Source organism: Pseudomonas sp. GW456-L12 (assembly GCF_059424045.1).
Genome location: NZ_JBWKZA010000013.1, coordinates 114,885 through 127,979 on the forward strand (window position 1 = coordinate 114,885; position 13,095 = coordinate 127,979).

Genomic DNA, 13,095 nt, shown 5'->3' on the forward strand with positions numbered 1-13,095 from the left:
TTGTTCCTTCAAGAAACGTGAGGGTCAGGCTGCCGGTTGCAGACCGTACAGGGCCAGTTGCTGCGCGCTGCCCTTGTGCTGGATCAGGCGTGGATCGTCCAGAGGGAAGCTGCGGCCCAGCTCGCTTTCGAGGATAGCCTGCAACTTGTGGTTATTGACCTGGCCGTCGGCGCCTATGGCTTGCTGCAGCTTGTGCGGGTCGACCTGCGCGGTCTTGCCCGGTTCCAGGTAGATGGCGCCGGTGGCGAAGTCGACGCCAAAGGCGATCAGCCCCGGGATCACATAAAACAGCAGGCCCACGGCGTCGAGCACAGCTACCAGCGGGTCGATCTTGCCGTCGATCTGGCCGCGCCGGTCGGGGAAGAAGATCGAGCCGCAGGCGGTGAGCTGAGTCAGCAGGGTGGCAACCAGGACGCCACCGATGATGCGGAAAGGAATACGCATGTAAATCTCCTGAACAGACACGAAAGAGCAAGGCTGAAGCGTTGCCGGTATGAATTCAGACCGTGATTAACGCCAGGCAGTTCGCCGTTATACTCGCGCCTCTGTTTGGGAGCCAGTATGAATTCTTTGCCAATTGATGAAGTTTTACCCGCCCTGCGTGAAGCCCTGGCGACACGCCACGAGGCCGTGCTCGAAGCACCGCCCGGCGCCGGTAAGACCACCCGTGTGCCTTTGGCCCTGTTGAACGAACCCTGGCTGGCCGGACAACGCATTCTCATGCTCGAACCGCGGCGCCTGGCGGCGCGGGCGGCGGCCGAGCGACTGGCCAGCGAACTGGGGGAAAAGGTCGGCGAAACCGTGGGCTACCGCATCCGTCTGGATAGCAAGGTCGGCCCGAACACCCGCATCGAGGTGGTTACCGAGGGGATCCTGACCCGCCGCCTGCAAGACGATCCGGCGCTGGAAGGCGTCGGCTTGCTGATCTTCGACGAATTCCACGAGCGCAGCCTCGACGCCGACCTGGCCCTGGCCTTGAGTCTCAATGGCCGCGATCTGTTTCGCGATGAGCAGCCGCTGCAAATCCTCCTGATGTCGGCGACCCTGGAAGGCGAGCGCCTGGCGGGGCTGCTGGACAACGCACCGATCTTGCGCAGCGAAGGCCGCATGTTCCCGGTCGATGTGCGCTGGGGGCGGCCCTTCCAGCCGGGCGAGTTCATCGAGCCGCGGCTGGTGCAGACCCTTCTTGAAGCGCTGAACGATGAAAGCGGCAGCGTCCTGGTGTTCTTGCCGGGGCAGGCCGAGATCCGTCGGGTGCACCAGCAGTTGGCCGACGCCCTGGGCGAGCGCCCGGAGATTCTGCTCTGTCCGCTGCACGGTGAACTGGACCTGGCGGCACAGCGCGCGGCCATCGAGCCGGCCCCGCCCGGCAAGCGCAAAGTGGTGCTGGCGACCAATATCGCCGAGACCAGCCTGACCATCGACGGCGTGCGCGTGGTGGTCGACGCCGGGCTGGCGCGGGTGCCGCGTTTCGACCCGGGCAGCGGCATGACCCGTCTCGACACCCAGCGTATTTCCCGGGCCAGCGCCACCCAGCGCGCCGGTCGGGCCGGGCGCCTGGAGCCGGGTGTGTGCTATCGCCTGTGGTCCCAGGACCAGCATGAACAGTTGGCGGCCTATGGCAGCGCGGAGATTCTCCAGGCGGACCTGGCGGGCCTGGCCCTGCAACTGGCGCGCTGGGGTGTGACACCGGCGCAACTGGTGTGGCTGGATGTGCCACCCGGCGCGGCCTATGCCCAGGCCCAGGACTTGCTCGAACGCCTCGGAGCGCTGACGGCCACGGCTGGCGAGGACTGCAAGCTGACGCCCCATGGCCAGGCAATGGCCGAGTTGCCGGCCCATCCGCGCATTGCCCATCTGCTGTTGCGGGGCCAGGCCCTGGGGCTGGCGAACATGGCCTGCGACGTCGCCGCCTTGCTCGGCGAGCGCGACATCCTGCGTGGCGGCGGTGCCGACCTGCATAGCCGCCTGGTGCTGCTGTCCGGCGAAGAGCGCGCGGCCCGTGGCGCCCAGGGCGGGGTCCAGCGGGCTCGGCAGCTGGCCCGGCAATACCGTGGTTATCTGCGCGGACAACCAAGCCAGGCGGTGGCGGACCCGGATCATCCGCGCTGGCTGGGCGCCTTGCTGGCGCTGGCCTATCCGGATCGGGTCGCCCAGCAACGTCGTCCCGGCGGCGCCGAATACCGGCTGGCCAACGGCCGCGCGGCGCTGTTCAGCGAGACCGACAGCCTGATGAAGCAACCCTGGCTGGTGATCGCCGACCTGGGCAGTCGCCAGGGGCAGCGGGAAGAGCGCATCTACCTGGCGGCGGATTTCGACCCGGCGCTGTTCGACTCGGTCCTGGCCGAGCAGGTGCGCTGCGTCGATCAGCTTGATTGGGACGAGCGCGAAGGAGTGTTGCGTGCCGAGCGCCAGCGCAAGGTCGGCGAACTGGTGCTCAGCCGCGAACCGCTGACCGGCCTGGACGAGGCGGCGCGCTGCCAGGCGCTGGTCAACCTGGTGCGGCGCAAGGGCCTGGAACTGTTGCCCTGGACCCCGGAGCTGCGCCAGTGGCAGGCCCGGGTGGCCTTGTTGCGCCAGCTCGATCTAGAGGCCAAGGGCGAAAGCCAGTGGCCGGACGTCAGTGATGCGGCGCTGCTCAAGAGCCTGGAAAGCTGGCTGCTGCCGTACCTGGGCAAGGTTTCGCGCCTCAGCCACTTCGCCAACCTGGAACTGGCCAGCATTGTCCACAGCCTGTTGCCCTGGCCGTTGCCACAGCGCCTGGACGAGCTGGCGCCGCACCACCTGACGGTGCCGTCCGGCTCGTCGATCCGCCTTGATTACAGTGAACAACCGCCGATTCTCGCGGTGCGCCTGCAGGAGTTGTTCGGCCTGGCAGAGACACCGCGGATCGCTGGCGGACGGCAGGTGGTCAAGCTGCATCTGCTGTCCCCGGCGCGACGGCCGGTGCAGGTCACCCAGGACCTGGCGAACTTCTGGCGCAGCACCTACGCCGAGGTGAAGAAGGACCTCAAGGGCCGTTACCCGAAACACTACTGGCCGGACGACCCGCTGGTGGCCGAAGCCACGGCCCGCGCCAAACCGCGCAAGTAACCCAGTGTGTAGCCGCTGCCGCAGGCTGCGATAGGTCCGCAGGACCTTTAGCGCCAGTGCCGACGCCAGCGACCGTTCCGGCCGATCGGCGGCAGCGGCTACGGCGCGGCGGGCAGCAGGAAGCGGGCGATCAGTGGCAGGTGGTCGGAGATGCGCAGGGTGTCGTCCTGCCGTACCTGGGCCTCGACTCGCTTGAGCCGCGGGCTGTGGAACAGGTAGTCGACGGTGCGATCCGGGCCGCTCAGGGCCGGGTCGTTGGGGTAGTGGGTCAGCCACAGGGCGCGGTCGATGCCGCTGGCCTCGTTGTTGGTGGGGATCATCGGGTACTTGTCCCAGAGCGTGTGCAGCGCGCTGTCGGCGGAGTAGGGCGTGCGTTGCTCGGGGGCGAGCCGCTGGTACTGGCCCAGGGGCAGCAGGCTGAAATCGCCGCCGATCAGCCAGGGCGTGCCACGGGCTTCGAAGCGGTCGAGGATCCTGGTGACCGCGTTCACCTGGGCTTGCAGGGTGTCGTCGGGTTTCGTCGCGCGGTCCAGATGGGTATTGAGCACTGCCATCTGCCCGCCGTCGCTTAACGGCAGGTAACTCACCAGCACGGCGTTTTTCGGCTGGAACTGGCGGCTGAGGAGATTGGCCTCGGGCACCGGCAATTGCAGGCGTTCGGCGTGTTCGATGTTGTAGCGGCTCAAGGTCGCCAGTTGCCGGCCAACGCTGCCGAAGATGTGCGGGGAGGGTACGAAGTCGGCCTTCCAGTCGAAGGCCTGTGTGCTGCAGGGATACAGGTCGGTCAGGCGTTCCTGCAGCAGCTTGAGCTGGTCCTGGTAGTCGCTGGCCTTGGCGCCGTCGTCCAGCTCCTGCACCAGCACGATGTCCGGCTGTTCATCGCGAATCACCCGGGCCACTTCGTCCAGGCTGAAGGCCATGTCTTCCGGGGTCGGGCGCTCGTCCGGCCCCCGGGCCTGGTCGTTCCAGAACACGTAGCGCTTGCCCGCCAGGTACTGCACGTTCCAGGTCATCACCTTCAGTGCCTGGCCCGGCACCAGGCTGGGCACCTTGCCGGTGCAGGCGACCGGCAGCGACTCCTTGGCGTCGGGGCGCCAGGTCAGGCTGTAGACCAGGGCTGACAACAGGCCTGCGCTGATCAGCAGGCCCAGGAGGATGAAGCGAAATAGGCGGGGCATCGGCTCGGCTTATGGCGTTGCTGGATTGAGCCCGAGCATAACCGAGAGCGGGGCCGCGGCCCAAGGGGTAGAGCGGTCGGCCCCCGGGGTCATTGCCGGTCAGGCGAGTCGCCGATCAGCATGAACAGGCGAAATACCACCACGCTGGTGAACAACTGCAGGAAGCTGTGGGCGCTTTCGATCAGCAGCGACAGCATCGGACCCGGCTCGGGGTACGCCGCCAGGCTGGCGCCCTTGAGCACCCACAACGGGGCCATCACGGCCAGGATGCAGACCAGGATCCGCAGGAAGTGCCCGCGGGTCAGGCGGAAGCTTTCCTTGATCGCGGCCAGTGGTTGCAGGCCCTTGAGCACTAGCAGGTATTCGGCGAAGGCCAGGGTCACCATCAGCCACAGCCCGGGCAGGAAATACAGCGACAGGCCCAGCAGGATCAGCAGGGTGTTGATGGCGGTCAGCAGGGCAAAGCGCGGCCACAGGCTGACGGTCGCGGCGAGCAGGTCGCGGGCCAATGGCGATTCGCCACGGCTGCGGGCATCGAGAAACAGGATCAGTACCCCGGTGTAGAGCGGGTAGATCAGCAGGCCGACGATCACGCTGTAGCCGGGAAAGGCCTCGGGGCCCAGCGAGCTGTCGACCGCCTGCTGCAGCAGCGCTTCGAGGACCACCAGCGGCAGGCACAGTTGGACGATACGGCCCAGGTTGCGCTGGCAGAAGTACAGGGAGTCGCGCAGAACGGTTAACGGATTCATCAGTGGTTATCGCAGATCACAAAAAGCGGTTGGACACTTTAACCGATGCAGCCCCGGGGCGAGCAAACGTAAACGTTAGGTAAAGGCCATTGAAAGCTCGCTGGGCAGCCCCATTACTGGTTGCACCTTGTGCATGACGACAAGGCCCCGTTTTTTACCGGCAATCTAAAGAGGTCGCCATGAACAGCGAAGAGCAAACCCTGATCGATGGACTGTTTTCACGGTTGCAGCAAGCCGAGAAGGATTCAGCCCCGCGCGACGCCCAGGCTGAGGCGCGGATCAAGGAGCATCTGACCCGGCAGCCTGCCGCCGGGTATTTCATGACCCAGGCGATTCTGGTGCAAGAGGCGGCAATCAAGAGCCTCGACGAGCAGAACAAGCAACTCACCCAGCAAGTCCAGCAACTGCAGGCCGAGTTGCAGCAGGCCAGATCCCAGGCCGCGGCGCCGGCGCCCAGCAGCGGTGGCGGCTTCCTTTCGAGCATCTTCGGCAGCGGTTCCCGCGATCCGCAGCCGGCGCCGACGCAAAGCGCTCCGGCCTCGTCCGGCGGTGGCTGGCGCGAACCGGCGCGGCCGGCGTTCAATCCGCAGCCGCAGCAGAACTACCCGCAACAGAGCTATCCCCAGCAAAACTATGCCGCGCCACCCCAGCAGGCTCCGGCCGCGGCTGGCAGCAGCTTCCTCGGCGGCGCGCTGAAAACCGCCGCCGGCGTGGCGGGTGGCGTGATGCTGGCGCAAGGTCTCAGCAGCCTGTTCCACGGCAACCAGCAGCCGCAGGAAATCGTCGAAGTGATCAAGGAAGAACCGGCGCCCGCCAGCGACAACGCGGGTGGCTGGGGCAATGACGAGCAGCGCATGGCCAACAACGACTCCTGGGGCAACAACGACCAGGGTGGTTTCAGCGATGCCGACTACGGCAACGACGACAGCTCGTTCTTTTCCGACGACGATTCCTTCGTCTGATCCGCCATCGGTCCGGAACGCAACAGCGTCCCGGACCGATTATTCGCGGAACCTTCCTTCTGGCTGGCATACTGGGCGACTTTTTCAGGGTTTGAGTCCCGGCCCAGTTCGCGCGCGTGAGCGCCATGAGGATAAGCGGTGAAAAAAATCGCTGTGTTCGCCGATGTCCAGAATCTCTATTACACCGTGCGCCAGGCCTATGGCTGCCACTTCAACTATGCCGCCCTGTGGGCCGATATCAGCCAGCAGGGGCAGATAGTCGAGGCCTACGCCTATGCGATCGACCGGGGCGACAGCAAGCAGCAGCAGTTCCAGCAGATCCTGCGCAACCTGGGCTTCACGGTAAAACTCAAACCCTATATCCAGCGCAGCGACGGCTCGGCCAAGGGCGACTGGGACGTGGGGATCACCATCGACATCATGGACGCCGCCGCCCATGTCGACGAAGTGGTGCTGGCTTCCGGTGATGGCGATTTCGACCTGTTGCTCGAGCGCATCATCAGCAAGCACGGGGTCGAAGCGGTGGCCTATGGCGTGCCGGGGCTGACCGCCAATTCGCTGATTCGCGCGGCCACGCGCTACGTGCCGATCGAAGGCGCGCTACTGCTCAAAAGCTGAGCTGACTATTTTTTGTACGGAGCTGGACAGGTTTGGAACGCATCGCAGTCATCGACTTTGAAACCACCGGGATCTCCCCGAGCAGCAGTTGCCGGGCCACGGAAATCGCCGTGGTGATCCTTGAGCAGGGGCGCATCGTCGAGCGTTACCAGAGCCTGATGAACGCCGGCGTGCGGGTGCCGGCCTTCATCGAACAACTGACCGGCATCAGCAACGCCATGCTGCGCGGCGCGCCGCCGGCCGAGCAGGTGATGAACGAGGTCAACGAATTCGTCGGCACCACGCCGCTGCTGGCGCACAACGCTGCGTTCGACCAGAAGTTCTGGGACTACGAACTCGGCCGGATCAAGCGCACCCGCTTGCAGAACTTCGCCTGTTCCCTGTTGCTGGCGCGACGGCTGATGCCGGCGGCGCCCAACCACAAGCTCGGCACCCTCACCCGTTTCGCCAGCTTGCCCCATACCGGCCAGGCTCACCGGGCCATGGCCGATGCGGAAATGGCCGCCAACCTCACCGCCCACCTGGAGCTGGAGCTGCGGCAGAAACACGGGCTGCGCGAGCTGTCCCACGATTTCCTGTGCAAATTGCAGAAAGTGCCGGCCGCCAAGATCGGCGAACACCTCAAGCGCCATCGCGGCGCCTGACTCCTGTAGCCGCTGCCGCAGGCTGCGATAAGGCTCGAAGAGCCTTCCGAGGCCCTCAAGAGCGCGTCTCCTTCGGTGCCGATCGCAGCCTGCGGCAGCGGCTACAGATCGGTGCTGGCTGGGTTCACTTGCCGTTGCTCTCCAGATGCCCCAGCGGCACGCGCTGTTCGATGGCGCTGGAGAGCACGATCGAGGTCTTGCTGAACCCGTACTTCGCCACCCGGTTGATCAGTTCTTCCAGCTCCGGCATCGAGCCGACGGCGGCGCGCATGATCACGCACGGATCGCCGGTGACCCGCTGGCATTCGGTGAGTTGTGGGATCCGGCTCAGTTCGTCATAGGCCTTCTGATTACCGTGCTGGGCCATGCGCAGTTCGATCACGCACTGGATCGGCAGCCCGAGCTTGGCCAGGTCGACCTTGGCCTGGTAACCGGTGATCACTCCGCTGGCTTCGAGTTTGGCCACCCGTTCGGCCACGGCGGGGGCGGAGAGGTTCACCTTGCGCGCCAGCTCGGCGTAGCTCGCCCGGCCATTTTCCAGCAGGGCGGCGAGGAGCATGCGGTCATATTTATCCATGATAAGGCTCCCAAACTCAGCGACTTTCGAAAGCATGGTTTATAGCCAGAATCTCCATGTTTTGAAAAGTGTACCGATGCTTTAAACAGGTTTTGTAACTTAAGTTCCGCCGGCCGGCTTTCTAGAATAACCCTCTCCCTCGTCCTGTCTTCGAGCTTCCCATGCCTGGCCTACGCCGTTTTCCCTTGCCCCTGATTGCCGCCTTTTTTGCGTTGTACGTGATCTGGGGGTCGACCTACCTGGTGATTCGTATCGGTGTCGAATACTGGCCGCCGCTGATGCTCGCCGGCATCCGTTTCGTTATCGCCGGCAGCCTGATGTACGGCTTCCTGCGTTGGCGCGGGGCGCCGGCACCGACCTGGGCGCAATGGCGGGCGGCAGGGGTGATCGGCATCCTGCTGCTGAGCTGCGGCAATGGCGCGGTCACTGTCGCCGAACACATGGGCGTGGCGTCCGGAGTGGCGGCCCTGGCGGTGGCCACGGTGCCGTTGTTCACCCTGCTGTGCGGTTACTTCTGGGGCGCGCGCAACACTCGCCTGGAATGGGCCGGGATCGTCCTCGGGCTGATCGGCATTGCCATGCTCAACCTCGGCTCCAACCTGCAGTCGAGCCCGACCGGCGCGGCCTTGCTGGTGTTCGCGGCGGCGGCCTGGGCCTTCGGTTCGGTGTGGAGCAAACACCTGCCGTTGCCGCAAGGGGCGATGGCCAGTGCCGTCGAGATGCTGGTGGGCGGCGTGGTGCTGCTGATCGGTAGCTGGTTGAGCGGCGAGCAACTGGCCGCCGTTCCGCCGATCGAAGGCTGGGTAGCCCTGGCGTACCTGATCGGCTTCGGCTCGATCATCGCCTTCAACGCCTACATGTACTTGCTCAAGCATGTGCGTCCGGCGGCGGCCACCAGCTATGCCTACGTTAACCCGGCGGTAGCGGTGCTGCTGGGGATTGTGTTTGTCGGCGAGACCATCGGCCTGGAGGAGGCACTGGCGATGGTGGTGATCATCAGTGCCGTGGTGTTGATCGGCCTGCCGCAGTGGCGCAAGCCAAAAGCCACCGCGATACAGGAAGAAGCCACCGCTTGAAATGGCCTGTTGGCGCATGATCAAAAACGCCGGGCATTGCCCGGCGTTTTTTGTTCCAGCCTGTCGTACTCAGTCCGGGTTGGACAGCATCACCAGCGCTAGCAGCACCAGGACGAAGACCAGCATGAACAGCAGGCTGATCCCGGCGACGCGCCACAACGAGAAGAAAGGCCCCTTGCTGAGTTTGTGTTCGATGACGACCGGACCGAAGAGCTGGCGCGCGTAAGTGTTCATCGCAAAAAGCGGTGGCAGTACGAAGACCACGGCTGGAACGCTTTCCGGCAGCACCGCGCCCAGCACCATCATCAGGATGAGCAGGCCGATACCGATGTACCAGGCCTTCTTCACTTCGCTTTCACGGCCGAGCGCCTTGAGGTTGGCGGCGATCATGTAGGACCCCGCCACGGAAGTGCCGAGGAAGGTGGCAAGGCCGACAGCGTTGATGCTGTACAGGCGCAATGGCGCAGTCGCCGCCGGGGTCTGCAATTCGGCGGTCGGTGTCTGGAAGGGGTTGGGCGTATCCATACAGGTCAGGCTCCTGGATCTTCAAAGGTGCAATAGGGAAAAAAGGGACTGAATTCTCCTCCCGTACCTCAAGGCGCGTCCACCCGCATTCTTCATGCCCGCCAGCTGGCGACCTGTTGCGGGGCAACTCGTCAGCCCGAAAGAAACCCACCTGAATTAGGGTAAACTGCCGCCCATTGCACACCTGCGCTGACAATTTCCCTACGGTATCCCCATGACATTCGCCACTCTTGGCCTGATCGAACCCTTGCTGCGCGCCCTCGAAACGCTTGGCTACCAGACCCCGACACCGGTGCAGGCGCAAGCCATTCCGGCGGTGCTGGGCGGTCGCGACCTGATGGCCGCGGCCCAGACCGGCACCGGCAAGACCGCCGGCTTCGCCTTGCCGCTGTTGCAGTTGCTGGCCATGGAAGGGCCGAAAGTCTCCGCCAACTCGGTGCGCGCCCTGATTCTGGTGCCGACCCGCGAACTGGCCGAACAGGTGCACGAAGCGGTGCGCCAGTACGCCGAGAACCTGCCGCTGCGCACTTACGCGGTGTACGGCGGCGTCAGCATCAATCCGCAAATGATGAAGCTGCGCGGCGGCGTTGACCTGCTGGTGGCCACGCCGGGCCGCCTGCTCGATCTGTTCCGCCAGAACGCGCTGAAGTTCAACCAGTTGCAAACCCTGGTGCTGGACGAAGCCGACCGCATGCTCGACCTGGGCTTTTCCGAAGAGCTGGCGAACATTTATCGCGCCCTGCCGAAAAAGCGTCAGACCCTGTTGTTCTCCGCGACCTTCTCCGATGACATCCGCCTGCTGGCCGGGCAGATGCTCAACGACCCGCTGAGCATCGAAGTCAGCCCGCGCAACGTTGCCGCCAACACCGTCAAGCAATGGGTGGTGACGGTGGACAAGAAGCGCAAGCCGGAGCTGTTCAGCCACCTGCTGCGCAAGAACCGCTGGAAGCAGGTGCTGGTGTTCGCCAAGACCCGCAACGGCGTGGACGCGCTGGTGGAAAGGCTGCAGGGCCAGGGCGTGAACGCCGACGGCATCCATGGCGACAAGCCCCAGGCTACCCGCCAGCGGGCGCTGGACCGCTTCAAGGCCAGCGAGATCCAGATCCTGGTGGCCACCGATGTCGCGGCCCGTGGCCTGGACATCGAGGACTTGCCGCTGGTGGTCAACTTCGACCTGCCGATCGTCGCCGAGGATTACATCCACCGCATCGGCCGCACCGGCCGCGCCGGCTCCACCGGTGAGGCGATCTCGCTGGTGTGCGCCGATGAAGTGAACCTGCTGTCGGCCATCGAGATGCTGACCCGCCAGACCCTCAAGCGCCACGACGAACCGGACTTCATCCCGGAGCACCGGGTGCCGGAAACCGACGCCAGCGGCCAGGTGATCAAGAAACCGAAAAAACCGAAGAAACCCAAGACTTCCGGCGGTGGCGGCAAGCGTAACCTGGGCAAGTGGGTGGACAGCGGCGAAGTGGCCGAAGCCCCGGCGGTGAAACCGGTGCGCAAGGTGCCGGCGTTCAACACCGGGCCGCGCAAGCGCAAGCCGTAAGCCAGAGGCCAACACCGCCCCTATAGCCGCTGGCGCAGCCTGCGATCGAGGACGCAGTCCTCGTAAAACCAAACGACCCGGTTCTCCTGGAGAAGCCGGGTCGTTTGCTTTGGCGGCCGCTGCGCGGCCGTTCGCAGCCTCGCTTCGCTCGGCAGCGGCTACAGGGCGTAGGCCGGACTCAGGCCTTTTCCCGCAACCACTCGAGCATCCCCAACCCCGCTGCCCGCCCGCTGGCGAAACACGCAGTGAGCAGGTAGCCGCCGGTGGGCGCCTCCCAGTCGAGCATCTCCCCGGCGCAGAACACGCCGGGCAATTGCTTGAGCATCAGGCGTTGGTCCATGGCCTCGAACGTCACGCCGCCGGCGCTGCTGATGGCTTCGTCCAGGGGCCGGGTTTTCACCAGGGTCAACGGCAGGGCCTTGATCGCCTTGGCCAGCAGCGCCGGGTCGGCGAAGCAGTCGGCGCTGGTCAGCTCACGCAAGAGCGCGGCTTTTAACCCATCGATGCCCAGCTGGCTGTGCAGGTGCTTGGCCATGGAGCGCGAGCCCCGTGGCTTGCTCAGCGCGGCCTGGATCCGGTCATGGGGTTTGCCCGGCAACAGGTCGATATGCACCGTGGCGGTGCCGTGCTTGTTGATTGCCTCGCGAATCGGCGCCGACAGCGCGTAGATCAGGCTGCCCTCGATCCCGGTGGTGGTGATCACGCACTCGCCGAGGCGGGGGATGTCGTCGTTCAGGCCAATGGCCACGTTCTTCAGCGGGGCGCCGGCGAACTTGCTGCGCAGCAGATCGCTCCAGTCCTGCACCTCAAACCCGCAGTTGCTCGGTTGCAGGGGCGCCAGTTGCACGCCGCGCTGTTCCAGCGGCAGCATCCAGGCGCCATCCGAACCCAGGCGCGACCAGCTGCCGCCACCCAGCGCCAGCAATAGGGCGTCGGCCTGGACCGATTTTTCGCCTTCCGGGCTGTGGATGCGCAGGCTGCCATCGACATTCCAGCCGAGCCAGCGATGGCGGGTGTGGATAACCACGCCGGCATCGCGCAGACGCTTGAGCCAGGCGCGCAGCAGCGGCGCGGCTTTCATATCGGTGGGGAACACCCGGCCCGAGCTGCCGACGAACGTCTCGATGCCCAGGCCGTGAATCCATTGGCACAACGCCTCGCTGCCGAACTCGCGCAACAGCGGGGCAATCTGTGGGGCCCGTTCGGCATAACGCGAGAGGAAGGCCGGGTAGGCCTCGGAATGGGTGATGTTCATGCCGCCGACCCCGGCCAGCAGGAACTTGCGGCCTACCGATGGCATGCCGTCGTAGAGATCGACGCGCAGGCCCGCCAGGCTCAGCACCTCGGCCGCCATCAGGCCGGCGGGGCCACCACCGATAATGGCGACGTGATGGGGCAGGGTGGTGCGGGATAAGGTCATGGCGGGCGGCGGCGTGGCGGAATAAGCCAGGCATTCTACCCGAGGCCGGCCCGTCGCCAATGCTCCATGCGTCCCGCAGCGGCTTATGCAGAGGGTTGATCAAAAAACGTTCAGTGCTCTGCAGGGCTTGTATCCCATGGGCTGCAGAGGCTTGCGCTCAGGTTATCCACAAGCCGCTCCACAGAGATTGGGGGTAAGGCGCCCACAATTCCATGACCGCCTGATGAAAGTTTTTGTAGCCGCTGCCGCAGGCTGCGCAAGGTCCGCAGGACCTCCAGCGCCAGTGCCGACGCCAGCGACCGTTCCGGTCGATCGCCGCCTGCGGCAGCGGCTACAGGTGTTGGTCGAAAAATAAGCAGCGGGCTGGAAGGCTTGTATTGCCTGGCGTGCAGCGGCTTACGCGCAGGTTATCCACAAGCGGCTCCACAGCGGTTGGGGGTAAGACGCCCAGCTTTTGATGACAACCTGATGACGCGACCGGCCCCCGTTTCCGTAGCCGCTGCCGCAGGCTGCGATAGGTCCGCAGGACCTCCAGCGCCAGTGCCGACGCCAGCGATCGTTCCGGTCGATCGCCGCCTGCGGCAGCGGCTACAGGTGTTGGTCGAAAAATGAGCAGAGGGCTGGAGGGCTTGTATTGCCTGGCGTGCAGCGGCTTACGCGCAGGTTATCCACAAGCGGCTCCACAGCGGTTGGGGGTAAGACGC

General features: G+C 65.1%; 12 protein-coding genes. 6 read left to right on the forward strand and 6 right to left on the reverse strand.

Annotated features, from left to right (window positions below; genetic code table 11):
• Nucleotides 1-24: 24 nt before the first annotated feature.
• Complete coding sequence (gene pmcY, locus AC07Y9_RS18010) at nt 25-444, reverse strand: periplasmic Zn2+ metallochaperone PmcY (protein WP_102679479.1); 420 nt, start codon at nt 442-444, stop codon at nt 25-27.
• A gap of 117 nt (nt 445-561) precedes the next feature.
• Here pmcY and hrpB point away from each other — a divergent pair, with 117 nt between their 5' ends.
• Nucleotides 562-3,093 carry an ATP-dependent helicase HrpB gene (gene hrpB / locus AC07Y9_RS18015; protein ID WP_102679480.1) on the forward strand — a complete coding sequence of 844 codons (2,532 nt, stop codon included), beginning with the start codon at nt 562-564 and terminating at the stop codon, nt 3,091-3,093.
• A 98-nt stretch (nt 3,094-3,191) separates the two neighbouring features.
• On the opposite strand, the gene AC07Y9_RS18020 is transcribed toward hrpB, so the two are convergent.
• Both AC07Y9_RS18020 and AC07Y9_RS18025 read right to left on the reverse strand, forming a co-directional pair.
• Nucleotides 3,192-4,271 carry an endonuclease/exonuclease/phosphatase family protein gene (locus AC07Y9_RS18020; protein ID WP_102679481.1) on the reverse strand — a complete coding sequence of 360 codons (1,080 nt, stop codon included), beginning with the start codon at nt 4,269-4,271 and terminating at the stop codon, nt 3,192-3,194.
• An 89-nt stretch (nt 4,272-4,360) separates the two neighbouring features.
• Nucleotides 4,361-5,020 carry a DUF7847 domain-containing protein gene (locus AC07Y9_RS18025; protein WP_087091902.1) on the reverse strand — a complete coding sequence of 220 codons (660 nt, stop codon included), beginning with the start codon at nt 5,018-5,020 and terminating at the stop codon, nt 4,361-4,363.
• A gap of 179 nt (nt 5,021-5,199) precedes the next feature.
• Between AC07Y9_RS18025 and AC07Y9_RS18030 the strand changes: the two genes are divergently transcribed.
• The 3 genes from AC07Y9_RS18030 (at nt 5,200) to AC07Y9_RS18040 (ending at nt 7,244) form a co-directional block, all read left to right on the forward strand.
• The gene (locus AC07Y9_RS18030; RefSeq protein WP_007929140.1) at nt 5,200-5,982 is read left to right on the forward strand and encodes a DUF2076 domain-containing protein; all 783 of its coding nucleotides are present in this window, start codon (nt 5,200-5,202) and stop codon (nt 5,980-5,982) included.
• A 138-nt stretch (nt 5,983-6,120) separates the two neighbouring features.
• A complete protein-coding gene (locus AC07Y9_RS18035) occupies nt 6,121-6,600 on the forward strand; it encodes an NYN domain-containing protein (protein ID WP_007929138.1) in 480 nt (159 codons plus the stop codon).
• A 32-nt stretch (nt 6,601-6,632) separates the two neighbouring features.
• Nucleotides 6,633-7,244: a 3'-5' exonuclease gene (locus tag AC07Y9_RS18040; protein WP_102679482.1), complete on the forward strand. Its 612-nt coding sequence runs from the start codon at nt 6,633-6,635 to the stop codon at nt 7,242-7,244.
• A gap of 124 nt (nt 7,245-7,368) precedes the next feature.
• Here AC07Y9_RS18040 and AC07Y9_RS18045 read toward each other — a convergent pair whose 3' ends face one another.
• On the reverse strand, nt 7,369-7,821 hold the full coding sequence (locus AC07Y9_RS18045; protein WP_007930752.1) for an Lrp/AsnC family transcriptional regulator: 453 nt from the start codon (nt 7,819-7,821) through the stop codon (nt 7,369-7,371).
• Between the two features lie 161 nt (nt 7,822-7,982).
• Here AC07Y9_RS18045 and yedA point away from each other — a divergent pair, with 161 nt between their 5' ends.
• Complete coding sequence (gene yedA / locus AC07Y9_RS18050; RefSeq protein ID WP_102679483.1) at nt 7,983-8,897, forward strand: drug/metabolite exporter YedA; 915 nt, start codon at nt 7,983-7,985, stop codon at nt 8,895-8,897.
• A 69-nt stretch (nt 8,898-8,966) separates the two neighbouring features.
• Here the strand turns inward: yedA and AC07Y9_RS18055 are convergent, their stop codons facing one another.
• Nucleotides 8,967-9,422, reverse strand: a complete 456-nt coding sequence (locus AC07Y9_RS18055; protein WP_102679484.1) for a hypothetical protein — start codon at nt 9,420-9,422, stop codon at nt 8,967-8,969.
• Between the two features lie 214 nt (nt 9,423-9,636).
• Here AC07Y9_RS18055 and rhlE1 point away from each other — a divergent pair, with 214 nt between their 5' ends.
• The gene (gene rhlE1, locus AC07Y9_RS18060; RefSeq protein ID WP_007930755.1) at nt 9,637-10,971 is read left to right on the forward strand and encodes an RNA helicase RhlE1; all 1,335 of its coding nucleotides are present in this window, start codon (nt 9,637-9,639) and stop codon (nt 10,969-10,971) included.
• Between the two features lie 178 nt (nt 10,972-11,149).
• On the opposite strand, the gene AC07Y9_RS18065 is transcribed toward rhlE1, so the two are convergent.
• Nucleotides 11,150-12,391, reverse strand: coding sequence for a TIGR03862 family flavoprotein (locus AC07Y9_RS18065; protein ID WP_102679485.1), 1,242 nt, complete (start codon nt 12,389-12,391; stop codon nt 11,150-11,152).
• Nucleotides 12,392-13,095: the final 704 nt, after the last annotated feature.